The sequence below is a fragment of the Streptomyces sp. GS7 genome, from assembly GCF_009834125.1.
Classification (GTDB): Bacteria; Actinomycetota; Actinomycetes; order Streptomycetales; family Streptomycetaceae; genus Streptomyces.
Genome location: NZ_CP047146.1, coordinates 5,856,484 through 5,874,985, shown reverse-complemented (window position 1 = coordinate 5,874,985; position 18,502 = coordinate 5,856,484). Strand labels below are relative to the sequence as shown.

Below are 18,502 nucleotides of genomic sequence, written 5' to 3'. Positions count from 1 at the left end.
TCCTCAGGTAGTGGTGGCGCGGCATAACGTGCCGAGCCGAGGTGACAGCCGGCGCACCGATGCGTGATCCGCATGGCGGGCCAGGAAGCGGGCGAGGCGCCGGAGATCGATCGTGACGGTTGCCGATCGCACGGCCGCCACCCCGTCGAGCAGCGGTTCCGTCACGGCGCAGGCATGGTCGATCTCACCGTCCGCCGCGTAGGCCAGCGCCCGCCGTATGCCGTAACGCACCTGCGTCCGTACCGCGTCGGGGGAGACCCGCGCGAGCTGACGGTTCAGTTCTTCGGCCGCCTCCCGCGGGCAGCCCAGGTCGAACAGGCACCAGCCCCTGACCATGCCGACCGAATCGGGCAGGTGCATGCTGCCGATCACCGGTGCGCCGGCCTCGTCGACCTGGTCGACGAGCAGCGCCCCGGCCCGATCCAGAGCGCGCAGGCAGGCGCCGCGGTCGCCTGCGAGTGCGTGGCCCTGTGCCTCGCGCTGCGCGGCCAGCCCGCGGATCCGGGACGGAAGTCTGCCGCTCTGCGCCCGCTGGGCCAGCGCGACCGTCTGCTCGGCGTCGTCCTGGTACAGCGTGACCAACGCCCGGCGGACCAGCGCGTATCCGGCCAGGGCACGGTCACCGCCGGCGGCGGCAAGATGCACCGCACGCTGTGTCCACCACAGCGCCCCTCCTCGTCTCCGGTTTCCTGCACCAGCCAGCCGATGTATTCGGCGTACCGGGAACCGAGCGTGAGCAGCTCTCGGCGGGCGTGGGAGTCGGCATGCCGCGACAGCTCCCGCAGCGTGTGGGTCTGCGCGATCAGCCCGGCGAGGAGGAAGCCGGGCTCGGCGCTCTGGCCGAGCCGCCGATAGTGCGTGAACAGCGAGCGGGACGCCTCCAGCATGCCGGCACCCGTAGCCGGCGAGAGTGTGCCGGGTCCGCCGGTGCGCCAACCCATCAACGAGGCGGCGCCTGCGCTCACGACCTGACGTCGGCCGACGGGCTGGAACCAGCCCGAGCCGTCCGGTGACAGCTGCATCGTCCACTGCTCCTCATCGATTCTTCCTGGTGCGAACTCATCCGGTAAGCCGGAAGCGGGTGCGGTGACCAGGGCGATCAGTGCTCCGCCGGCTCGGAGAGCGGCGTCGCACAGTCGGGCCAGATCGCGACTGGGCGCCTTGATGCCTCGCTCGACCTTGCTCAGCTGCGCCTTGCTGTAATGCACGGCGGCAGACAGCGCGGTGAGGCTGAGTCCGGCGTCCAGACGTCGCCGCCTCAGTTCCTCGCCGAACGCGGTGGACGGCTGTGGCACGGGAACCTCCATAACCATCCATCCAGGCGAACGGGGTTGCCGCACGAAAGAGTGCGGCAACCCCGGCCGGACGGACAAGGCGAATGGTGCTGTTTCCCGTTTCCTTCTCCGCAGGGGGGCGCCGTACTCCAGGAGCGCAAGAGTTGCGCGGCGATCCGGGATCCTGGTGAGACTGCGTCAACTACTGTTCGTCATCGACCAGTTCGGCGATGGGCGACGTTCACCGCGTCGTGAAGTGCGCGGTTGCCAGGACGCGGCCGTCGGGCGAGGTCAGCACGGCACCGGAGAGCGTGGCGGGGTCCACGGAGGCCGGGGCGCCCCAGTAGCCGTCCCCGTCGTGCAGGTGGAAGGTTCCGAGCCCGACGGTGGTGCCGTCGGTTCGCTCCAGCCGGCAGATGACGTCACCGCTGTACGGATTCCCGGCGTCGGCGAGATCGACGGACATGAACACCCAGCCATCCGACCCGGGATGGGCGTAGATTTCCCCGGCCGGTTGCCGGTGCCCCGCCCCGGCTCCGATCAGATGCGCATGCAGCATCCCGGCCCCGGCCTGGACGGGCCGTGCGGGGCCGGCCACCACGTTCTCGATGGCCGTGCCGAGGGCCCAACCGCCGAACCCCACGCCGAGCACGAGCGCGGCGGCGGCAGAGGCCACCCGCAGCCGTACGCCGCCGCGGAGCCGCGCGCGCCGCCGCGCGAAGCGGTGCTCGGTCCCGCGTCCGTCGCGCGCGACCTGGGCCAGGGCCAGCCGCCGCGCCACCCGGGCTCCGAAACCGGCCGGCGGCTCGCTGCCGGGCAGGAGGCCGAGCAGCCCGTCGCCGACGAGGGCGAGCTGCTGGACGTACTCCCGGCAGTCCGCGCAGCAGTCCAGATGGGCGACGGCCTCGGCCCGTTCCCGGCCCGAGAGCACGCCCAGTGCCAGCTCGGCACCGGTCTCGTGCAGCTGTGCGCAGGTCAGGTCCTCAGTCATGGCGGCCTCGCTCCGGAGACGCGGGGGGCGGATCCGTGGGGTGCGCAGAGGTGGGATGGTGCGGATACGGCGGATTCGGCGAGGTGAGCGTGGTCCGCAGCTTTCCCATCGCGGTCCTGATCCGTGTCTTGGCGGTGCCCAGAGGGATGTGCTCCCAGTCGGCGACCTGCTGAGCGGTCATCCCGTAGATGCCCGCCATCACCAGGGCGCGGCCCTGCTCGCCGGGCAGCTGCGCCACCGCGGCCCGCAGGGTGGACGACGCCTCGTCTGCCAGCGCCTGCTGCTCGGGGGTCTCGGTCACCGCCTCCAGGAGCGCGTCGAGGTCCTCGGGGGCCACCGGCTCCGGCCGGCGCGACCGGACGGCGTCGATGGCGAGGTTGTGCGCGATGGTCGTCAGCCACGTCGTCACCGATCCGCGGCGGGAGTCGTAGACCTGGGCGTGCCGCCACGCGCGCTCGAACGTCTGCTGGGCGATGTCCTCGGCGAGCTGCGCATCGCGGGTGACCGCGATGGCAACGCCGAAGACCGTGTGCTGGAACCGCCGGACGAACGTGTCGGCGAGCTCTGGATCACCGGTGGCGAGACCAGCCAGCAGCGCCGCGTCCGGGATGCGTCCGACGGGGAGCTGCAACCTCTGCATACCCTTGAGTACGGTCCGCCCCGGCCAGGGGATTGCCTGGCGGCTACGGAAGACCACGCACCCATTCTCCCTCGGTGCCACCGCCCGACGCATGTGCCGCACGCCTCCGCGCGCCAAGGGTGATGACCGGCCTACGGAACGTGCGCGGATGTCGCGCCGGCCGCCGGCCGCCGGCGGCGGTGGGCCGGGGGCCTGTGTGCGGCTCATGGCAGCACCTCGACCCGCGATGTGCCGCCGGTTCCGTGCAGCCGGTAGAGCCGCGCATACGCCGCGCTGCGGGTGAGCAACTGGTCGTGTGTGCCGCGGTCGGCGACGCGGCCGTGCTGGAGAAGCACGATCTGGGTGGCAGCGCGGACGGTGAGCAGGTTGTGGGAGATGAGGACCGTCGTGCGTCCGCTCATCAGCCGCCGCAGTGGTTGCAGGATGTGCCGGCCCGATTCCGCGTCCAGGCCGGTGGTCGGTTCGTCGAGGACGAGAACGGGCGCGTCGCGGATCACGGCGCGGGCGATGGCGAGACGCTGCCGTTGTCCGCCGGACAGCAGCCGGCCGCGCTGCCCCACCACGGTGTCGTAGCCCTCGGGAAGTCGGCTGACGAAGTCGTGTGCGTCGGCGGCGCGGGCCGCCGCGACGATCTCTTCGTCGCTTGCGCCGGGGCGGCCGTAGGCGATGTTGTCGCGCACCGTGCCGTGGAAGACCAGGGTCTCCTGGAGCAGCATGGCGACGTTGTCCCGGAGGTCGTCCAGGCACAGTTCGCGCAGATCGTGCCCGTCGAGGCGAACGGCTCCCCGGTCCGGGTCGTAGAAGCGCAGCAGCAGCTTGGCGGCGGTCGACTTGCCGGCACCACTGGCCCCCACGAGTGCCAGTGTCTCGCCGGGTCCCACGCCGAACGAGACATCCGTCAGGGCCGGCCGGGCGGTCCCGGGGTAGCGGAAGGACACGTCGTCGAACGCGATCTCACCGCGGGTACGGCCGAGCTTCCGCGGGGTCGCCGCCTGGACGACCTGGGGTCGCTGGTCGAGCAGCTCGATGATCCGCTCTGCCGCGGCGGATGCCGAGTAGAAGGTGTTGCCGAGACCGGAGATGCCGCGGATCGGGCCGTAGAGCCTGCTCAGCAGGGTGAGGAAGACCATCAGGCCGCCCAGGGTGAGGTGGCCGCGGGCCAGTTCCCAGGTGCCCAGACCCATCACCAGCAGCGCGCCGGTCAGCTCGATGACGTCGACGACCGTGGTGTACACGGCACCGATACGGGCGGAGGCCATGGCGGCCCGGAACCTGCCGAGGTTCTCGCGCTCGAACCTGCCGTGCTCCCACCGTTGCCGGTTGTACGCCTGGACGAGGGCGATGTTGCCCAGCGCCTCTTCGGTGATCGCGCTGATCGAGCCGCTGCGGCGCCGCCGCTCCCGCGACGCGGCCCTCACCCGCCGGGAGAAGCGCCGGGCGGTGAACCAGAAAAGGGGCGCGATGACGAGGGCGAGCAGCGTCAGGTCCCACCGCAGGTAGCACAGCACGCCGAGGAAGACGCCCAGTCGCACGACCTGTGCGATCGCGTTCACGATCCCGGAGAGCAGGAACGTCTCGACCGCGTCGACGTCACCGGTCACCCGGGAGAGCACGTCGCCGAGCCGCCGCCGCTCGAAGAAACCGAGGGAGAGCCCTTCGACGTGGCGGAACAGATCCGACCGCAGGGCCAGCAGGAACCGTTCGCCGACCCACGTGGAGGTCACGTCGTCGGCGAAGGCGAGGACTCCGGCGAAGAACGTGAACCCCAGATACGCGAGGGCGATCGGCACGAAGAGGCGCAGGTTGCGTGGGACCAGCATGTCGTCGATGACGATCTTGAAGAGCCAGATCTCGGCCGCGTCGACGACCGGCCCCAGCACGACGAAGGCCAGTATCACCACGAGCCAGCGCCGGCCGCCGCGCGTGTACGGCCAGAAGCGCCGGAAGATGTCGCGCAGGGCCACCGGCGGCGCGGCCTCGACGATTCCGTCTGCTCCAGCGGGGCCCTCGGCGACGGACAGCAACCGCCGCACCGCCCGCGTCACGCGACTCGCCGCGGAAGTGGGCGTCTTGGCCCCGCCCGCGCCGTCGCCCGGGGCGTCCCCGTGGGAGGGCGCGTACGGCCGTGTGTCGCTCATGTCGCCTCACGGACTGGTGCGGCCGGGCGGGAAGCCCGGCCGCGCACAGACAGAACGAGTGCTCAGTACCTCCCTTCGAACCCCTCTCCACGGCCCCTTTCGTGGTCGAAGTCGCGGTCGAAGTCCCGGTCGAAGTCCCGGTCGTGGTGCCGACCCTCGCGCCGATCCCGGTCGTGGTCATGTCCGCCTCTGCCCCGGCGCCCGCCCGACGTCCCACGGTCGTGACGGCCACGGCCCAGCGCAGGGGTCAGGTCTGCGAGAACTCCCATGCTCGCCCCTTCCTCACGCCCCCCGACCATCCATCAATCACGTATACGCGAGGAGCCGTGAAACGGATTCACCGCGGCCCGGCACCCGTGGCCAGGCGCCCTTTCCGGGGCCTCTATCCGGAGCCTTTAGAAGAACCCGAGCTTCTTCGGCGAGTAGGAGACGAGGAGGTTCTTGGTCTGCTGGTAGTGGTCCAGCATCATCTTGTGGGTCTCGCGGCCGATACCGGACTGCTTGTAGCCGCCGAAGGCCGCGTGGGCCGGGTAGGCGTGGTAGCAGTTGGTCCACACGCGGCCGGCCTGGATGGCGCGGCCGGCGCGGTAGGCGGTGGAGCCGTCCCGGGTCCAGACGCCCGCGCCCAGCCCGTACAGCGTGTCGTTGGCGATGCCGATCGCGTCGTCGAAGTCGCTGAACGGTGCCACCGCCACCACCGGGCCGAAGATCTCCTCCTGGAAGATCCGCATGTCGTTGTTGCCCTCGAAGACGGTCGGGCGGACGTAGTAGCCGCCCTCCAGTTCCCCGCCCAACTCGGCGCGGGTGCCGCCGGTCAGGACCTTGGCGCCCTCCTTCTGGCCGATGTCGAAGTAGGAGAGGATCTTCTCCAGTTGGTCGTTGGACGCCTGCGCGCCGATCATGGTGTCGGTGTCGAGGGGGTGGCCCTGGACGATCTTCTCGGTGCGGGCCACGCCGGCCGCCAGGAAGTCCGCGTAGTGCCCGCGCTGGATCAGCGCGCGGGACGGGCAGGTGCACACCTCGCCCTGGTTGAGGGCGAACATGGTGAAGCCTTCGAGGGCCTTGTCGTGGAAGTCGTCCGCCGCGGCGGAGACGTCGTCGAAGAAGATGTTGGGGCTCTTGCCGCCCAACTCCAGTGTCACCGGGCGCAGATGCTCCGACGCGTACTGCATGATCAGCCGGCCGGTGGTGGTCTCGCCGGTGAAGGCGATCTTCGCCACCCGCGGGCTGGAGGCCAGCGGTTTGCCCGCCTCCACACCGAAGCCGTTGACGATGTTGACGACGCCGGGTGGCAGCAGGTCGGCGATCAGGCTCATGAGGAAGTGCACCGAGGCGGGGGTCTGCTCGGCCGGCTTGAGGACCACCGCGTTGCCCGCCGCCAGCGCCGGGGCCAGCTTCCAAGTGGCCATCAGGATCGGGAAGTTCCAGGGGATGATCTGGCCGACGACGCCCAGCGGTTCGTGGAAGTGGTAGGCGACGGTGTCCGCGTCGATCTCCGAGAGGGTGCCTTCCTGGGCGCGCACCGCGCCCGCGAAGTAGCGGAAGTGGTCGATGGCGAGCGGGATGTCGGCCGCCAGCGCCTCCCGTACCGGCTTGCCATTCTCCCAGCTCTCGGCGACCGCCAGCTCCTCCAGGTGCTGCTCCATCCGGTCGGCGATCCTGTTGAGGACGGCGGCGCGCTCGGCGGCCGGGGTGCGGGCCCACCCGGGCGCCGCCGCGTGGGCGGCGTCCAGCGCGCGCTCGACGTCCTCGGCGGTGCCGCGGGCGATCTCGGTGAACGGCTGCCCGTTGACCGGGGTCGGGTTCTCGAAGTACCGGCCCTGGGCGGGTGCCACGAACTCGCCGCCGATCCAGTGGTCGTAGCGGCTCCGGTAGCTCATGACGGCATCGGCGGAACCCGGGCTGGCGTAGCGTGCCATGGGGCGGCCTCCCAAATCGTGCGCTCGGCGCGGTGCCCGCCGCTTCGGTGCGGCGGGCGCTGGGGGAGGAGGCTAGGGCGGGGGAGGTTGCGCGAAGGTTGCGCGGGGGAGCGGCTCCGGGGGAGGACGGGCCCGGCGGTGGGTGCGTTCTACGATCCGCCCGCCAGGCCGTAGGCGGTGCGCAGCCGTCCCGCCGTGGCACGGGACGCGGTGCGTGCCGGGGAGCGCTCCGGCAGGGCGTCCACCAGGGCTTCCCAGATCTCCAGGTCGTGCTCGCCCCAAGGGGTCCGCGACCAGATGCGCAGCTGGTCGGGGTCGCGGGCGGACAGCAGCGCCCGCCGGAGCCGGTCCTCCAGCGCGGCGCGCAGCCGGCGGACACCGGGTGCCTCCGACGAGGGCAGCAGCGGGCCGCGGTACGCATCGAGCGCGGCGGCCGGATCGCCGGCCGCCAACTCCCGTTCCACGGCGTCCAGATCGGTCTCGACCGGCCGGTCGAGCCGGTACGGACGGGAGTGCAGCAGCGGGCCGACCAGCTGCCGCAGCCGGGACAGCTCGGCACGCAGCGTCACGGGGCGCATATCGCGCTCGCCGTAGAGCAGTACGGAGAGCTGATCGCCCGTCAGGCCGTCCGGGTGCCGGGCCAGCAGCAGCATGATCTCGCTGTGCCGGCGCCCCAGGCGCAGCCGTTCGCCGTCCCGGACCAGCAGCGCCTCGTCCCGGCCGAGCGCCGTGAGGCATACTCCCAACTTCCCTGCGCAGAGGGAGAGATGGGTCTCGGCGGCGCGGGCGGTGGCCTGGACCAGGGCCAGGCTGTGCGGGCTGGCGAGATGGTCGCCGCCGGAGATGTCCACCGCGCCCAGCAGCCGCCCGGTCCGCAGGTCGTGCAGCGGTGCGGCGGCGCACGTCCACGGCTGCACCCGCCGGTTGTAGTGCTCGGCGGCGAAGATCTGCACCGCGTGGTCGGCGGCCATCGCGGTGCCCGGCGCGTTCGTTCCCGCATGCCGCTCGTCCCAGCGCGCCCCCGCCGTGAAGTTCATCCGCTCGGCCCGCCGCACCACGCCGGGGTGCCCCTCGACCCACAGCAGCCGCCCCTGCGGATCGCACACCGCCAGCAGATGGGCCCCGTCGTGCGCGATGCCGCCCAGCAGCTCCCGGAAGACCGGCATCGCACGGGCCAGCGGATGGGCGTCCCGGTAGCTGCGGAGCGCGGGCTCGTCGAGTTCGATGGGGGCCGTGCCGTCCGAGGTGGCGTGCGCGCGGGCGGAGCGGCGCCAGGAGTCGGCGACGACCTGCCGGACCCGCGGCGACACGCTCCCGTCGGCCAGGAACGCCTCGTGCGCCCGCCGTACGGTACGGATGCGTTCGGCCGGGTCGGCGCCCGCCTCCATCGCCAGCCACGGGTTGACCACGCGTCACCTCTTCGTCACGGTTCCTGCCCCGGTACGCCGATGGTGCTCGTACGGATCGGCGCCGTAAACCCCGCCCGGCTCCCCCCGGTCAGCCGGTGGTGCCGTTTCGGCCGCCGACCGCCTGGAGCCGCAGCCCGTTCGCGACGATCAGATCCGAGCCGACCAGTGCCTGTACGGCGGTCACCCGCGTCATGAAGACGAACGGCGGGACGACCGGCGGGACCGGGAGCGTGTCGGGGGTGAAGGTGAGGCAGACCGCGCCCTCCAGGCAGCCGCTGAACCTGGTGAGATAGAGGGTCACCCGGCCCTTCAGGTCCAACGCGTCCGCGCTCAGGCGGAGTTGCGGACCCTGGCCGTCGCGGGTGGTGAGACGGTAGTCGGTCAGCGACGCCGCCGTCATCCTCAGCACCATCACCTTGAGTGGGCCGCCGGCCGTGTCCACCGTGGTGATCCCGGCGAGGGTGAAGCCCTGCGGGGCGAACAGGGTGGTGGTCACGGTCGGCGGGACCGGCGGCGCCGGGGGCCCGGCCGCGCCGGCCTTCTGCGCCGGGCTGCCGACGGCGGTGAGCAGCGCGATCGGCAGGCCGACGGCGAGCGCCTTGCCGCCGGTGCCGCGGCGGGCGGGCGTACGGTCCGGGGCCGCGGCACCGTGCGCCCCCATGGCCCGGCCCGCGGGTCCGGTGTCCGCCGTCGGCCCGGCCCCCGCGTCGTCGCCGGTGTCCCGTACCGGCGTCCACCCGAACCCCATCGCGCCGCCCGCGATGCCCAGCCCCATGCCGACCAGGAACCCGCCGAGGTTGGTCGCGGCGAACGACAGCACCGACAGGATCAGCGCATTGATGCTCACGTAGTGGTGCGCGGCCGGGGTGCACCACAGGAACAGCCCGGCGGCCATCAGCGCCAGCCCGATACCCAGCGCGGCCAGTCCGCCCAGCCCCAGGCTCACCAGCACGGTCAGCGGTGAGAGCGGGACCAGCAGCAGCTCCGCACCGCCGAGCAGAAGCAGCAGCCCGGCCCAGAACGGCCGGGTGCGCCGCCAGCGCCGCAGTACCGCCCGCCGCTCCGGCCAGGGCAGGGCGTCCTCCAGCCGGCGGCCCCACCGTGCGCGCCGCGCGCTCAGAAACACTTCTCGCCGTCCAGGCTGACGCTCACCCGCAGCCCCTTGAGGCGGAAGTTGCCGCCGGTGGCCGACCAGGCATGCGACCTGACGCCGGCCACCTCGATGTTCCCGGCCTGGAGGCCGAACTTGCCCTGCGGCCCCTTGACGCCCGGTACGGCGTCCAGCGAGCCCGCGTCCCGGCCGATCTGCGCGGTGCCGAACCGGGCGTCGCCGACCAGGTCCTCACCGTCGATGACCAGGCTGTCGGCGCTGACCGGACCGGCCTTGCCGCCGGCGGTCAGCTTGAACACCACGTTGCCCACGGGCGTCGAGACCTGCGCCGACTGGCAGATGTCGGCGAGGCGCGCCCGGCCGATGCCGAGCAGTGCGACCGGATGGCCGTGGTCGTCGGCATCGCGGTCGGTGTGGACGTACGAGGAGAGGCCGCTGCTGGTCAACTTGCCCGACGCGACCTGGAAGTTGGTGCCGGACACCGCGAAGGACGCGGCCAGCGCGCCCTGTGCCATCACCGCCGCCAGCGCGCCCACGGCGAGCGCGGCGGGCAGTGCCGCCACGGCGGTCTTCTTCCAGGAGGTCCGCCCTTCGGGCGCCCTGCCGATCGATGTGCTCACTGCGTCCTCCCCGGGGCAGCGGTCGAATGCGCGAGGGAAGTGCTTCATGGAGCCCCTGCGGTGCCAGGACCGCAGGCCGGAAGGCCAGCATGACGTTCTGTCATACTGCCTAAAACTCTTGGTAGTTGGAGACTAGGGCGGGTTTTGAATAATAGTCAACAGGGTGTGCGGGCGGCCTCTCCGGGCGCCCGCCCCACCGAGCGGTCCCAGGCACGCCGCGCCGAACTGATAGCAACCGGACGCAAGTTGTTCGCCGACACCTCCTACGACGCGCTGTCCATGGACGACATCGCACGCCAGGCGGGCGTGGCCAAGGGGCTCATCTACTACTACTTCACCAACAAGCGCGGCTACTACCTGGCGATCATCGAGGACGCGGTCGCCGAGCTGGTCGAACGCGCCGGGAGCACCCACGATCTGCCACCCGTCGAACGCGTCCAGCGCACCGTCGACGGCTATCTGCGCTACGCCCAGCACCATCAGGCCGCCTACCGCGCGATCGTCACCGGCGGGGTCGGATTCGATGCCGAGGTGCTGGCCATCCGCGCCTCCGTACGCGCCAGACTGCTGAGCACCATCGCGCTCGGCGCCTGGGGCAGGGAGGACATCCCGCCGCTCGCGCGCACGGCGCTGACCGGCTGGCTCTCCAGCGTGGAGGGCGTCACCCTCGACTGGATCGAGGAGCAGGAACTGCCGCGGGAGACCGTGGTGTCGCTGCTGGTCCGCGGCCTGGGCGACACCCTCCGGCTGATCGAGGAGTACGAGCCGGCCTGCCCGGCGCCACCCCGGCAGCATTCCTGACCCATCGTCAAAAGTTGTCGTGCGCAACGGAAGCGGGCGGGAGGCAGCCGCCTCCCGCCCGCGTCACCGTACGTACCGCCAGGGCTACCTGATCGCCTTGATCAGGTCGCCGTTCGCGGTGTCGCCGCTCAGTTCCCAGAAGAAGGTGCCGCCCAGCCCCTGGGCGTCCTTGAAGGCCATCTTGGTGCCGATGGTCTCCGGGGTGTCGTAACTCCACCACTGGTCACCGCACTTGGCGTAGGCGGTGCCGCCCACCGTGCCGGTGGCCGGGCAGCGGTCCTTGAGCACCTTGTAGTCGTCGATGCCCGCCTCGTACGTGCCCGGGGCCGCGCCGGTCGCCGTACCGCCCGGCGCGTCCTGGGTGACGCCGGACCAGCCGCGGCCGTAGAAGCCGATACCCAGCAGCAGCTTGTCCGACGGGACGCCGAGCTTCTTGAGCTTGGCGATGGTGTCGGTGGTGTTGAACCCGGCCTTCGGGATGCCGTCGTACGCGGTGAGCGGGGAGTGCGGGGCGGTGGGCCCCTTGGCGTCCCAGGCACCGAAGTAGTCGTAGGTCATCGGGTCGTACCAGTCGACGTACTGGGCCGCGCCCGCGTAGTCGGCGGCGTCCATCTTGCCGCCGTCCGAGGCGTCCGCGGTGATCGCCGCGGTGAGCAGGTTGTTCTGCCCGAACTTCGCCCGCAGCGCCTTCAGTACGTCGGTGAAGGCGTCCTTCCCGCTGGTGTCGCAGGACAGCCCGCAGGCGTTGGGATACTCCCAGTCGATGTCGATGCCGTCGAAGACGTCCGCCCAGCGCGGGTCCTTGACCAGGTCGTAGCAGGACTGGGCGAACGCCTCCGGGTTCTTGGCGGCCTCGCCGAAGCCGCCCGACCAGGTCCAGCCGCCGAACGACCACAGCACCTTGAGGTCGGGGTGCAGCTTCTTGAGCTTGCGCAGCTGGTTGAAGTTGCCGCGCAGGCCGTTGGGGTCGTCCCAGGTGTCGGCCTTGCCGTCGACGCTCTGGTCGGCGGTGAACGCCTTGTCGTAGTCGGCGTAGGAGTCGCCGACGGCGCACTTGCCGCCCTGGACGTTGCCGAAGGCGTAGTTGATGTGGGTGAGCCTGTCCGCGGAGCCCGAGGTCTCGATGTTCTTGACCTGGTAGTTGCGGCCGTAGGTACCCCAGTCGATGAAGTATCCGACGACCTTGCCGCCGGCCGCCGCGGGCTGTGCCGCCGCCGTGACCGGGTGGCCGGCGGTGGGGGCGGCGGCCGGACGGGCGGAGGCGGGGGCGGCGAACAGGGTGCCGGCCAGAGCCGCCGTACACAGCGCGGTCGCGGCGGCGATCAGCCTGCGAGGTGATCGCTTTCGGTGCGGTCTGAGCATGTCGTCTCCTCGGAGGGGGGCGAGGGTGGAGCCTGACCTGCGTTCCGAATTGGCATGAACGCGTGGAACGTTGAAGGAGAAGGTAGAAGGACTAGACCACTGCGTCAATGGTTCGGACCAATTGGGCCGCCGTCGGGTTCCACAAGCCAAGTGGGCCGGTTCCGCACCGAGATCGATGATCAACCCGTGACGCGGAGCCTCCGATCGGGCATACTCCTAGCGCCACAGCCGCAGGTCATCGCCGTTCCGCGACCCGGAACGCGATCATCGGCCAGGCACTACGGAAAATCGGCGCCGCCGCCCACCCCGCGCGCGCGTCGCCGCAGCGCCCGACAGGGAGGAGAGCGCCGCCATGACCGACTACGGCCCCCCGCCGGTGGACCGCAGGCTGCCCACCGAGGAAGCCCGCGACCTGATGACCCTGGTCCGTGAACTCGCCGAGCGCGAGATCCGGCCCACGGCCGCCGAGGAGGAGGAAGCCGGCCGCTTCCCGCGCGACCTCTTCCGCCTGCTCTCGGAATCGGGACTGCTCTCCCTGCCGTACGCCGAGGAATTCGGCGGCGGCGACCAGCCCTACGAGGTCTATCTCCAGGTCCTCGAAGAGCTCGCGGCGGCCCGGCTCACCGTCGGCCTCGGCGTCAGCGTGCACACCCTCGCCTGCCACGCCCTCGCCGGATACGGCACCAAGGAGCAGCGGGCGGAACACCTCCCGGCCATGCTCGGCGGCGGCCTCCTCGGGGCGTACTGCCTCTCCGAGCCCGCCTCCGGCTCCGACGCCGCCTCGCTGACCACCCGCGCCACCCGGCAGGGCGACTCCTGGACGATCGACGGCACCAAGGCGTGGACCACCCATGGAGGCGTCGCCGACTTCTACACGGTGCTCGCCCGCACCGGCGGCGGCGGCGCCCGGGGCATCACCGCCTTCCTGGTGCCCGGCGACGCCGAGGGCCTCAGCGCCGCCCCGCCCGAGCGCAAGATGGGCATGAAGGGCTCGCCGACCGCCCAGCTGCACTTCGACGGCGTCCGCGTCCCCGACGCCCGCCGCATCGGCGACGAGGGCCAGGGCTTCGCCATCGCGCTCTCCGCCCTGGACTCGGGCCGCCTCGGCATCGCGGCCTGCGCGATCGGCGTCGCCCAGGCGGCCTTGGACGAGGCCCTCGGCTACGTCGCCGAACGCCGCCAGTTCGGCCGCCCCATCGCCGACTTCCAGGGCCTGCGCTTCATGCTGGCCGACATGGCCACGCAGGTGGAGGCAGGCCGCGCGCTGTACCTCACCGCCGCCCGGCTCCGCGACGCCGGGCAGCCGTTCTCCAAGGAGGCGGCGATGGCCAAGCTCTTCTGCACGGACACCGCGATGCGGGTCACCACGGACGCCGTGCAGCTCCTGGGCGGCTACGGCTACACCCTCGACTTCCCCGCCGAGCGCTATATGCGCGAGGCCAAGGTCCTGCAGATCGTCGAGGGCACCAACCAGATCCAGCGGATGGTCATCGCCCGCCATCTCGCGGGGCCCGAGACGCACTGACCGGCGCAGGAGGCGGGCCGCCGCGGGGCATCCCGGCCCGGTCCGCCTCACAGCCGCAGCACACCTTCCGGCTCGCCGCGTCGAGCCGGAAGGTGTGCTGCGGCCCCCGTTCCCGCGGATTCCAGCCGTGTTCGCGCGCTCTGCGGATCAGTGCCGCGACCTCGCCCGGTGCGATGACCGTGCCGTGCTCCAACCAGGTCGCCATCCGCGCGCCGTCCCCGTCCGCCCAGCCGGCGACCACCGCCAGCCCGGCCGCGTCCGGCGAGACCGCCCACCGGTACCGGGTCCCGTCGACGGTGATCAGCCGTGAACCGCGTACCGCCAGCGCCATTCGGCACCCCGTTCCTTCCGGGGCCCGGTGTCCCCACCCCATGATCCGCGTGGCGCCCCGGTCGTCCGCCGCCACCGGGGCCATCCGATCACACGCCACCGCCCTCGCGCACGACGGGCCGGCGGTCGACGGTATCGCGCCACCCGCACCCCCCAGGGGCGTGGCCGTGGGCAGATACCTGACAGTCCGTCAATTCTCGTCCGCGGGCGGTGATACGCCGCCGATGGCGCCCAGGGAGGGGACCGTGTCCGACCGCCCGATCCCTGGCACGAAGCCGACCCCGCCCACCTCGGCGCCCCGTTCTTCGTCATGGCCCGCGCCAACGGCCGGGTCCCACCGGATGTCATGCCCTATACGTACGAGGGGAGTTGGCCGCACGCCGCCACCGATGCCGAACGCGACCACCTGGAGGCCGCCGGCGTCGCGGTCCTCGCCCGGCTGCACGACCAACTCCCCGCCACCACCGCAGACTTACTCGCCGCACCCCGGCACCGGCAGCGCCCTGCACCGCCATGTCGCCGCCCAACGCGCCTACTACTCCTGGGTTGTCGACGAACTGCCCCGCTCCCCGCTCGTCGAGCGCGGCTTCGCCCGGCTCGCCGACCACTGGCCGGCGGATCCGGGGGAGACGACGGTGAGCTGGGGCGACGCCCGGATCGGTGGTGAACTGGGGGACGCCCGGATCGGCAACATCGTCTACGACGGCTTCGAGCCGGCCGCGGTGCTCGACCGGGAGTTGGCCGCACTCGGCCGCCGTGAACCCGACCTCGGCCGGCTGGTCTACCTGCACCGCTTCTTCCAGGACCGCACGGAGAGCGGCGGCGAGCCGGGACTGCCCGACTTCCTGCGCCGCGACCGCGTCGAGAGCCGCTACGCCCGGCTCACCGGGCACCGGCCCCGCCACATGGAGTTCCACACCCTCTACGCGGCCCTGCGGCACGCCATCGTCTGCTCCGGGTCGCCTACCGCCAGGTGTACTTCGGTGAGATCCCGGCCCCGGCCGACGCCGACGGGCTGATCCTGCACCGGGACACCCTGGAGGCGATGCTCGCCGGCCGCTACTGGTGAGGCGGTCGCGGCCGGCTGACCGGCTCAGCCGCGGCGGCGCATCCGCGGGACCCGGGTCGGCCGCTCGCCGATGCCGCCCACGTGCGAGAACGGCTGGCGCCGCCAGTCCAGGCCCGCGGGAAGCGTCAACAGCACGGCCGCGTCCTGCTCCTGAGCGTCCATCATGTCGTCGGTCTCCGGGGCGTCGGCCGCCGGCCGACCGGAACCCCGGCACACCGTCAGGCCGAACGGGTTCCACGACGACGGGCACAGCGCGTGCTCCGGGAGCGTGTCCTCGTCCGCCAGCAGCCCGATCGGCTGTCCGCAGTCCGGGCAGGTCACGCGGTAGATCTCGTAGGTGTCGAAGGAATCGTACGCACCGTCGTCGGCGGGGAAGCCGAGACTGTCGCCCTCCTGAACGCCGGCGTTCGCTGCGGCGGAGTCCTGCTCAAGGCGTCGCATGATGTCCATCCCCCTCGGGTGGGCCACTCGGACCGCTGACTTCCATCTTGTGACCGGCGGTCTCGGCCAACACCAGCAATGCCCTTCATGCCGGGCGCATAATCGCTGACGCCCCGCGTACCCGGCGTCACAGGTGTGGCATTGCTCACACGGAGGGGCGTGTAGGTGTCCACGATCCGGCGCACGGTGCGCATATGCGCCCGCGCGCAGTAGGTTGAGCGGGTGGAGGAGTTGGACCGACAAATCGTGGATCTGCTCGTCAAGGACGGGCGGATGAGCTACACCGACCTGGGCAAGGCCACCGGCCTGTCCACCTCGGCGGTGCACCAGCGGGTGCGCCGCCTGGAGCAGCGCGGTGTCATCCGCGGCTATGCCGCCATCGTCGACCCGGAAGCCGTGGGCCTGCCGCTCACCGCCTTCATCTCGGTCAAACCCTTCGACCCCAGCGCTCCGGACGACATCTCCGACCGGCTTGCCGAGGTCCCCGAACTGGAGGCGTGCCACAGCGTCGCCGGCGACGAGAACTACATCCTCAAGGTCCGGGTCGCCACCCCCCTGGAGCTGGAGCACCTGCTCACCCGCATCCGCACCCTGGCCGGTGTCTCGACCCGTACGACGGTGGTGCTCTCCACCCCGTACGAGGCCCGCCCGCCCCGTATCTGACCTGGCCGGGAGCCGACCCCCGGGCGCCGGCCCGCTCCGCGCAGGCGCCAGACTGTCCGTTATGAGTGAGCACATCCCCGACCGCGCCGGGCGGCCCCGGCCCCGTACCGTCCTTCTCCGGGGCGGTGAGGTGCACAGTCCCGCGGACCCCTTCGCCACCGCGATGGTCGTCGAGGGCGACCGGATCGCCTGGGTCGGCGAGGAGGGCGCGGCGGACTCGTTCGCCGACGGCGTCGACGAGACCGTCCACCTCGACGGTGCACTCGTCACCCCGGCGTTCACGGACGCACATGTGCACGCCACGGCCACCGGGCTGGCGCTCACCGGCCTCGACCTGTCCGCCGCCACCACCCTGCCCGACGCGCTCGACCGCATCCGCGCGTACGCCGCCGCCCGCCCCGCGGACAGCGTGCTGCTCGGCCACGGCTGGGACGCCAGTGCCTGGCCCGAAGGCCGCCCGCCGTCCCGTGCCGAACTGGACGCCGCCACCGGGGGCCGCCCCCTCTACCTCACTCGCGTCGACGTGCACTCCGCCGTCGTCACCACCGCCCTGCTCGACCTGGTCCCCGGCATCCGCGAGCGGTCCGGCTTCCACCCGGGGACCCCGCTGACCGGGGACGCGCACCACGCGGCACGGGCCGCCGCCTACGCCACCGTCACTCCGGCCCAGCGCGCCGACGCGCAGGCCGCCGCGCTCGCCCGGGCCGCGTCCCTGGGCATCGGCAGCCTCCATGAGTGCGCCGGCCCGGACATCTCCGGCGAGGACGACTTCACCGCCCTGCTTGCGCTGGCCGCCGAAGGCCGCGGGCCCCGCGTCATCGGCTACTGGGCCGAGCTGATCGCATCCGCAAAGGACGCCGAACGCATCCGCGAGCTCGGCGCGGCCGGCGCCGCCGGCGACCTCTTCGCCGACGGCTCGCTCGGCTCGCACACCGCCCATCTGCACGCGCCGTACGCCGACGCCGGCCACACCGGCACCGCGCACCTCGACGCGGCGGCCGTAGCCGCCCATGTCGCCGCCTGCACCGAGGCCGGACTCCAGGCCGGGTTCCACGCCATCGGCGACGCGGCGCTGACCGCCGTCACCGACGGCGTCCGCGCCGCCGCCGGCACCGTCGGCCTGGAGCGCGTCCGGGCCGCCCGGCACCGCGTCGAGCACGCCGAGATGCTGACCGGGGCCACCATCGCCGCCTTCGCCGACCTGGCTCTGACCGCCTCCGTCCAGCCCGCCTTCGACGCGGCCTGGGGCGGCGTCGACGGGATGTACGCGACCCGCCTGGGCGCCGACCGGGCCCGCACCCTCAATCCGTACGCCGCCCTGCTCAAGGCCGGTGTCCCGCTCGCCCTCGGATCCGACAGCCCGGTCACCCCGCTCGACCCCTGGGGCACCCTGCGCGCCGCCGTCTTCCACCGCACCCCCGCCCACGGCATCTCAGCCCGCGCCGCGTTCACCGCGCACACCCGCGGCGGCTGGCGCGCCATCGGCCGCGACGACGCGGGCGTCCTGGTGCCCGGCGCACCCGCCGACTACGCGGTCTGGGAGACCGGCGAGCTGATCGTCCAGGCCCCCGACGAGCGCGTCGAGCGCTGGTCGACCGACCCGCGCTCCGGCACCCCGGGCCTGCCCGATCTCAGCCCCGGCAACGACCTCCCGGTGTGCCTGCGGACGGTAGTTGCCGGGCGGACCATCTTCGACCGGCCGAACGAGTGACATCGCGCAGGCAGGTGCCGTCGGAGGCCGTGCCCGAAGCTGCTTGCCCTGCCTGGGAAGGCTCGCCACTGACCTGGGACGACGCGAAAACGACGCATGCGGAGCGACTGTTGACAGCAGGCGGCCGTGGGCCGGTAGGTTCGGCCGAGTCCACCACAGGACGTCCGACCGCGAGACCTCCGCGCAGTCGTCGATCGCAGCTGGGCCATGGGGCGGCGAGCCATCCGGCACACCGCCACTGGGAGCCAGGTCCAGCTTCAGCGGCACGGGGCGATGGCTAGGTCGGTCGACAGGTGCGACCCGGATGGGGCCCGGCGCTCAGTAGACAACGGCTCTCGGTTGACCCGCAGCCAGCGGGTCCCAGGTCGGCCCGAAGGGTGCCGGGCCCCGATCCGCACCCCTCCGCGGCCCGTTGTGCCCGCGCACCCCGCCCCCGCCACGGCGGCCCTCCGATGTACGGTCAGCTGACTACCGCACGACCTGCAGGAAGGCCCGCGA

15 protein-coding genes and 2 pseudogenes are annotated in these 18,502 nt (G+C 72.3%); 5 read left to right on the top strand and 12 right to left on the bottom strand.

Going from position 1 to position 18,502, the window contains the following annotated elements; all coding sequences use genetic code 11:
* Positions 1–3: 3 nt before the first annotated feature.
* From GR130_RS41650 to GR130_RS25590, 9 genes and pseudogenes are all read right to left on the bottom strand, one after another.
* Positions 4–645 (bottom strand): hypothetical protein, encoded by a 642-nt coding sequence (locus GR130_RS41650; RefSeq protein ID WP_328707605.1) that lies wholly within the window; start codon positions 643–645, stop codon positions 4–6.
* 509 nt (positions 646–1,154) lie between these two features.
* Positions 1,155–1,307 (bottom strand): annotated as a pseudogene (locus GR130_RS41645) (helix-turn-helix domain-containing protein); the annotation flags it as partial.
* A 208-nt stretch (positions 1,308–1,515) separates the two neighbouring features.
* The gene (locus GR130_RS25620) at positions 1,516–2,265 is read right to left on the bottom strand and encodes a hypothetical protein (protein WP_159506898.1); all 750 of its coding nucleotides are present in this window, start codon (positions 2,263–2,265) and stop codon (positions 1,516–1,518) included.
* Positions 2,258–2,905, bottom strand: coding sequence for an RNA polymerase sigma factor (locus GR130_RS25615; RefSeq protein ID WP_159506897.1), 648 nt, complete (start codon positions 2,903–2,905; stop codon positions 2,258–2,260). Before GR130_RS25615 ends, GR130_RS25620 begins: the two co-directional genes overlap by 8 nt.
* A 203-nt stretch (positions 2,906–3,108) precedes the next feature.
* A complete protein-coding gene (locus tag GR130_RS25610) occupies positions 3,109–5,043 on the bottom strand; it encodes an ABC transporter ATP-binding protein (protein WP_201304995.1) in 1,935 nt (644 codons plus the stop codon).
* A gap of 395 nt (positions 5,044–5,438) precedes the next feature.
* Entirely contained in the window at positions 5,439–6,962 is a 1,524-nt protein-coding gene (exaC, locus tag GR130_RS25605) for an acetaldehyde dehydrogenase ExaC (protein ID WP_159506896.1), read from the bottom strand.
* 149 nt (positions 6,963–7,111) lie between these two features.
* Positions 7,112–8,371: a GAF domain-containing protein gene (locus tag GR130_RS25600; protein WP_159506895.1), complete on the bottom strand. Its 1,260-nt coding sequence runs from the start codon at positions 8,369–8,371 to the stop codon at positions 7,112–7,114.
* 88 nt (positions 8,372–8,459) lie between these two features.
* On the bottom strand, positions 8,460–9,497 hold the full coding sequence (locus GR130_RS25595) for a DUF6114 domain-containing protein (RefSeq protein WP_159506894.1): 1,038 nt from the start codon (positions 9,495–9,497) through the stop codon (positions 8,460–8,462).
* Positions 9,488–10,102, bottom strand: a complete 615-nt coding sequence (locus GR130_RS25590) for a DUF6230 family protein (RefSeq protein WP_159506893.1) — start codon at positions 10,100–10,102, stop codon at positions 9,488–9,490. The genes GR130_RS25595 and GR130_RS25590 overlap by 10 nt, the downstream gene beginning before the upstream one ends.
* A gap of 144 nt (positions 10,103–10,246) precedes the next feature.
* On the opposite strand from GR130_RS25590, the gene GR130_RS25585 reads away from it, so the two are divergent.
* Complete coding sequence (locus GR130_RS25585) at positions 10,247–10,903, top strand: TetR/AcrR family transcriptional regulator (RefSeq protein ID WP_201304994.1); 657 nt, start codon at positions 10,247–10,249, stop codon at positions 10,901–10,903.
* A gap of 84 nt (positions 10,904–10,987) precedes the next feature.
* On the opposite strand, the gene GR130_RS25580 is transcribed toward GR130_RS25585, so the two are convergent.
* A complete protein-coding gene (locus GR130_RS25580; protein WP_159506891.1) occupies positions 10,988–12,265 on the bottom strand; it encodes a glycoside hydrolase family 18 protein in 1,278 nt (425 codons plus the stop codon).
* Between the two features lie 352 nt (positions 12,266–12,617).
* On the opposite strand from GR130_RS25580, the gene GR130_RS25575 reads away from it, so the two are divergent.
* The gene (locus GR130_RS25575; protein ID WP_159506890.1) at positions 12,618–13,790 is read left to right on the top strand and encodes an acyl-CoA dehydrogenase family protein; all 1,173 of its coding nucleotides are present in this window, start codon (positions 12,618–12,620) and stop codon (positions 13,788–13,790) included.
* Here GR130_RS25575 and GR130_RS39990 read toward each other — a convergent pair.
* Positions 13,753–14,121 (bottom strand): hypothetical protein, encoded by a 369-nt coding sequence (locus GR130_RS39990; RefSeq protein ID WP_201304993.1) that lies wholly within the window; start codon positions 14,119–14,121, stop codon positions 13,753–13,755. The genes GR130_RS25575 and GR130_RS39990 overlap by 38 nt on opposite strands.
* Before the next feature lie 252 nt (positions 14,122–14,373).
* Between GR130_RS39990 and GR130_RS25565 the strand changes: the two are divergent.
* Positions 14,374–15,189: pseudogene (locus tag GR130_RS25565) on the top strand (phosphotransferase family protein); the annotation flags it as partial.
* A 24-nt stretch (positions 15,190–15,213) separates the two neighbouring features.
* On the opposite strand, the gene GR130_RS25560 reads toward GR130_RS25565, so the two are convergent.
* Positions 15,214–15,639, bottom strand: a complete 426-nt coding sequence (locus GR130_RS25560) for a hypothetical protein (RefSeq protein ID WP_159506889.1) — start codon at positions 15,637–15,639, stop codon at positions 15,214–15,216.
* A gap of 213 nt (positions 15,640–15,852) precedes the next feature.
* On the opposite strand from GR130_RS25560, the gene GR130_RS25555 reads away from it, so the two are divergent.
* Both GR130_RS25555 and GR130_RS25550 read left to right on the top strand, forming a co-directional pair.
* Complete coding sequence (locus GR130_RS25555; protein WP_043268198.1) at positions 15,853–16,293, top strand: Lrp/AsnC family transcriptional regulator; 441 nt, start codon at positions 15,853–15,855, stop codon at positions 16,291–16,293.
* Between the two features lie 61 nt (positions 16,294–16,354).
* Positions 16,355–18,004: an amidohydrolase gene (locus GR130_RS25550; protein ID WP_159506888.1), complete on the top strand. Its 1,650-nt coding sequence runs from the start codon at positions 16,355–16,357 to the stop codon at positions 18,002–18,004.
* Positions 18,005–18,502: the final 498 nt, after the last annotated feature.

Coding starts and splice junctions, on each gene's coding strand:
- GR130_RS25620 (WP_159506898.1), bottom strand. CDS start 2,265: ATGACTGAGGACCTGACCTGCGCACAGCTGCACGAGACCGGTGCCGAG.
- GR130_RS25615 (WP_159506897.1), bottom strand. CDS start 2,905: ATGCAGAGGTTGCAGCTCCCCGTCGGACGCATCCCGGACGCGGCGCTG.
- GR130_RS25610 (WP_201304995.1), bottom strand. CDS start 5,043: ATGAGCGACACACGGCCGTACGCGCCCTCCCACGGGGACGCCCCGGGC.
- exaC (WP_159506896.1), bottom strand. CDS start 6,962: ATGGCACGCTACGCCAGCCCGGGTTCCGCCGATGCCGTCATGAGCTAC.
- GR130_RS25580 (WP_159506891.1), bottom strand. CDS start 12,265: ATGCTCAGACCGCACCGAAAGCGATCACCTCGCAGGCTGATCGCCGCC.
- GR130_RS25575 (WP_159506890.1), top strand. CDS start 12,618: ATGACCGACTACGGCCCCCCGCCGGTGGACCGCAGGCTGCCCACCGAG.
- GR130_RS39990 (WP_201304993.1), bottom strand. CDS start 14,121: ATGGCGCTGGCGGTACGCGGTTCACGGCTGATCACCGTCGACGGGACC.
- GR130_RS25560 (WP_159506889.1), bottom strand. CDS start 15,639: ATGGACATCATGCGACGCCTTGAGCAGGACTCCGCCGCAGCGAACGCC.
- GR130_RS25550 (WP_159506888.1), top strand. CDS start 16,355: ATGAGTGAGCACATCCCCGACCGCGCCGGGCGGCCCCGGCCCCGTACC.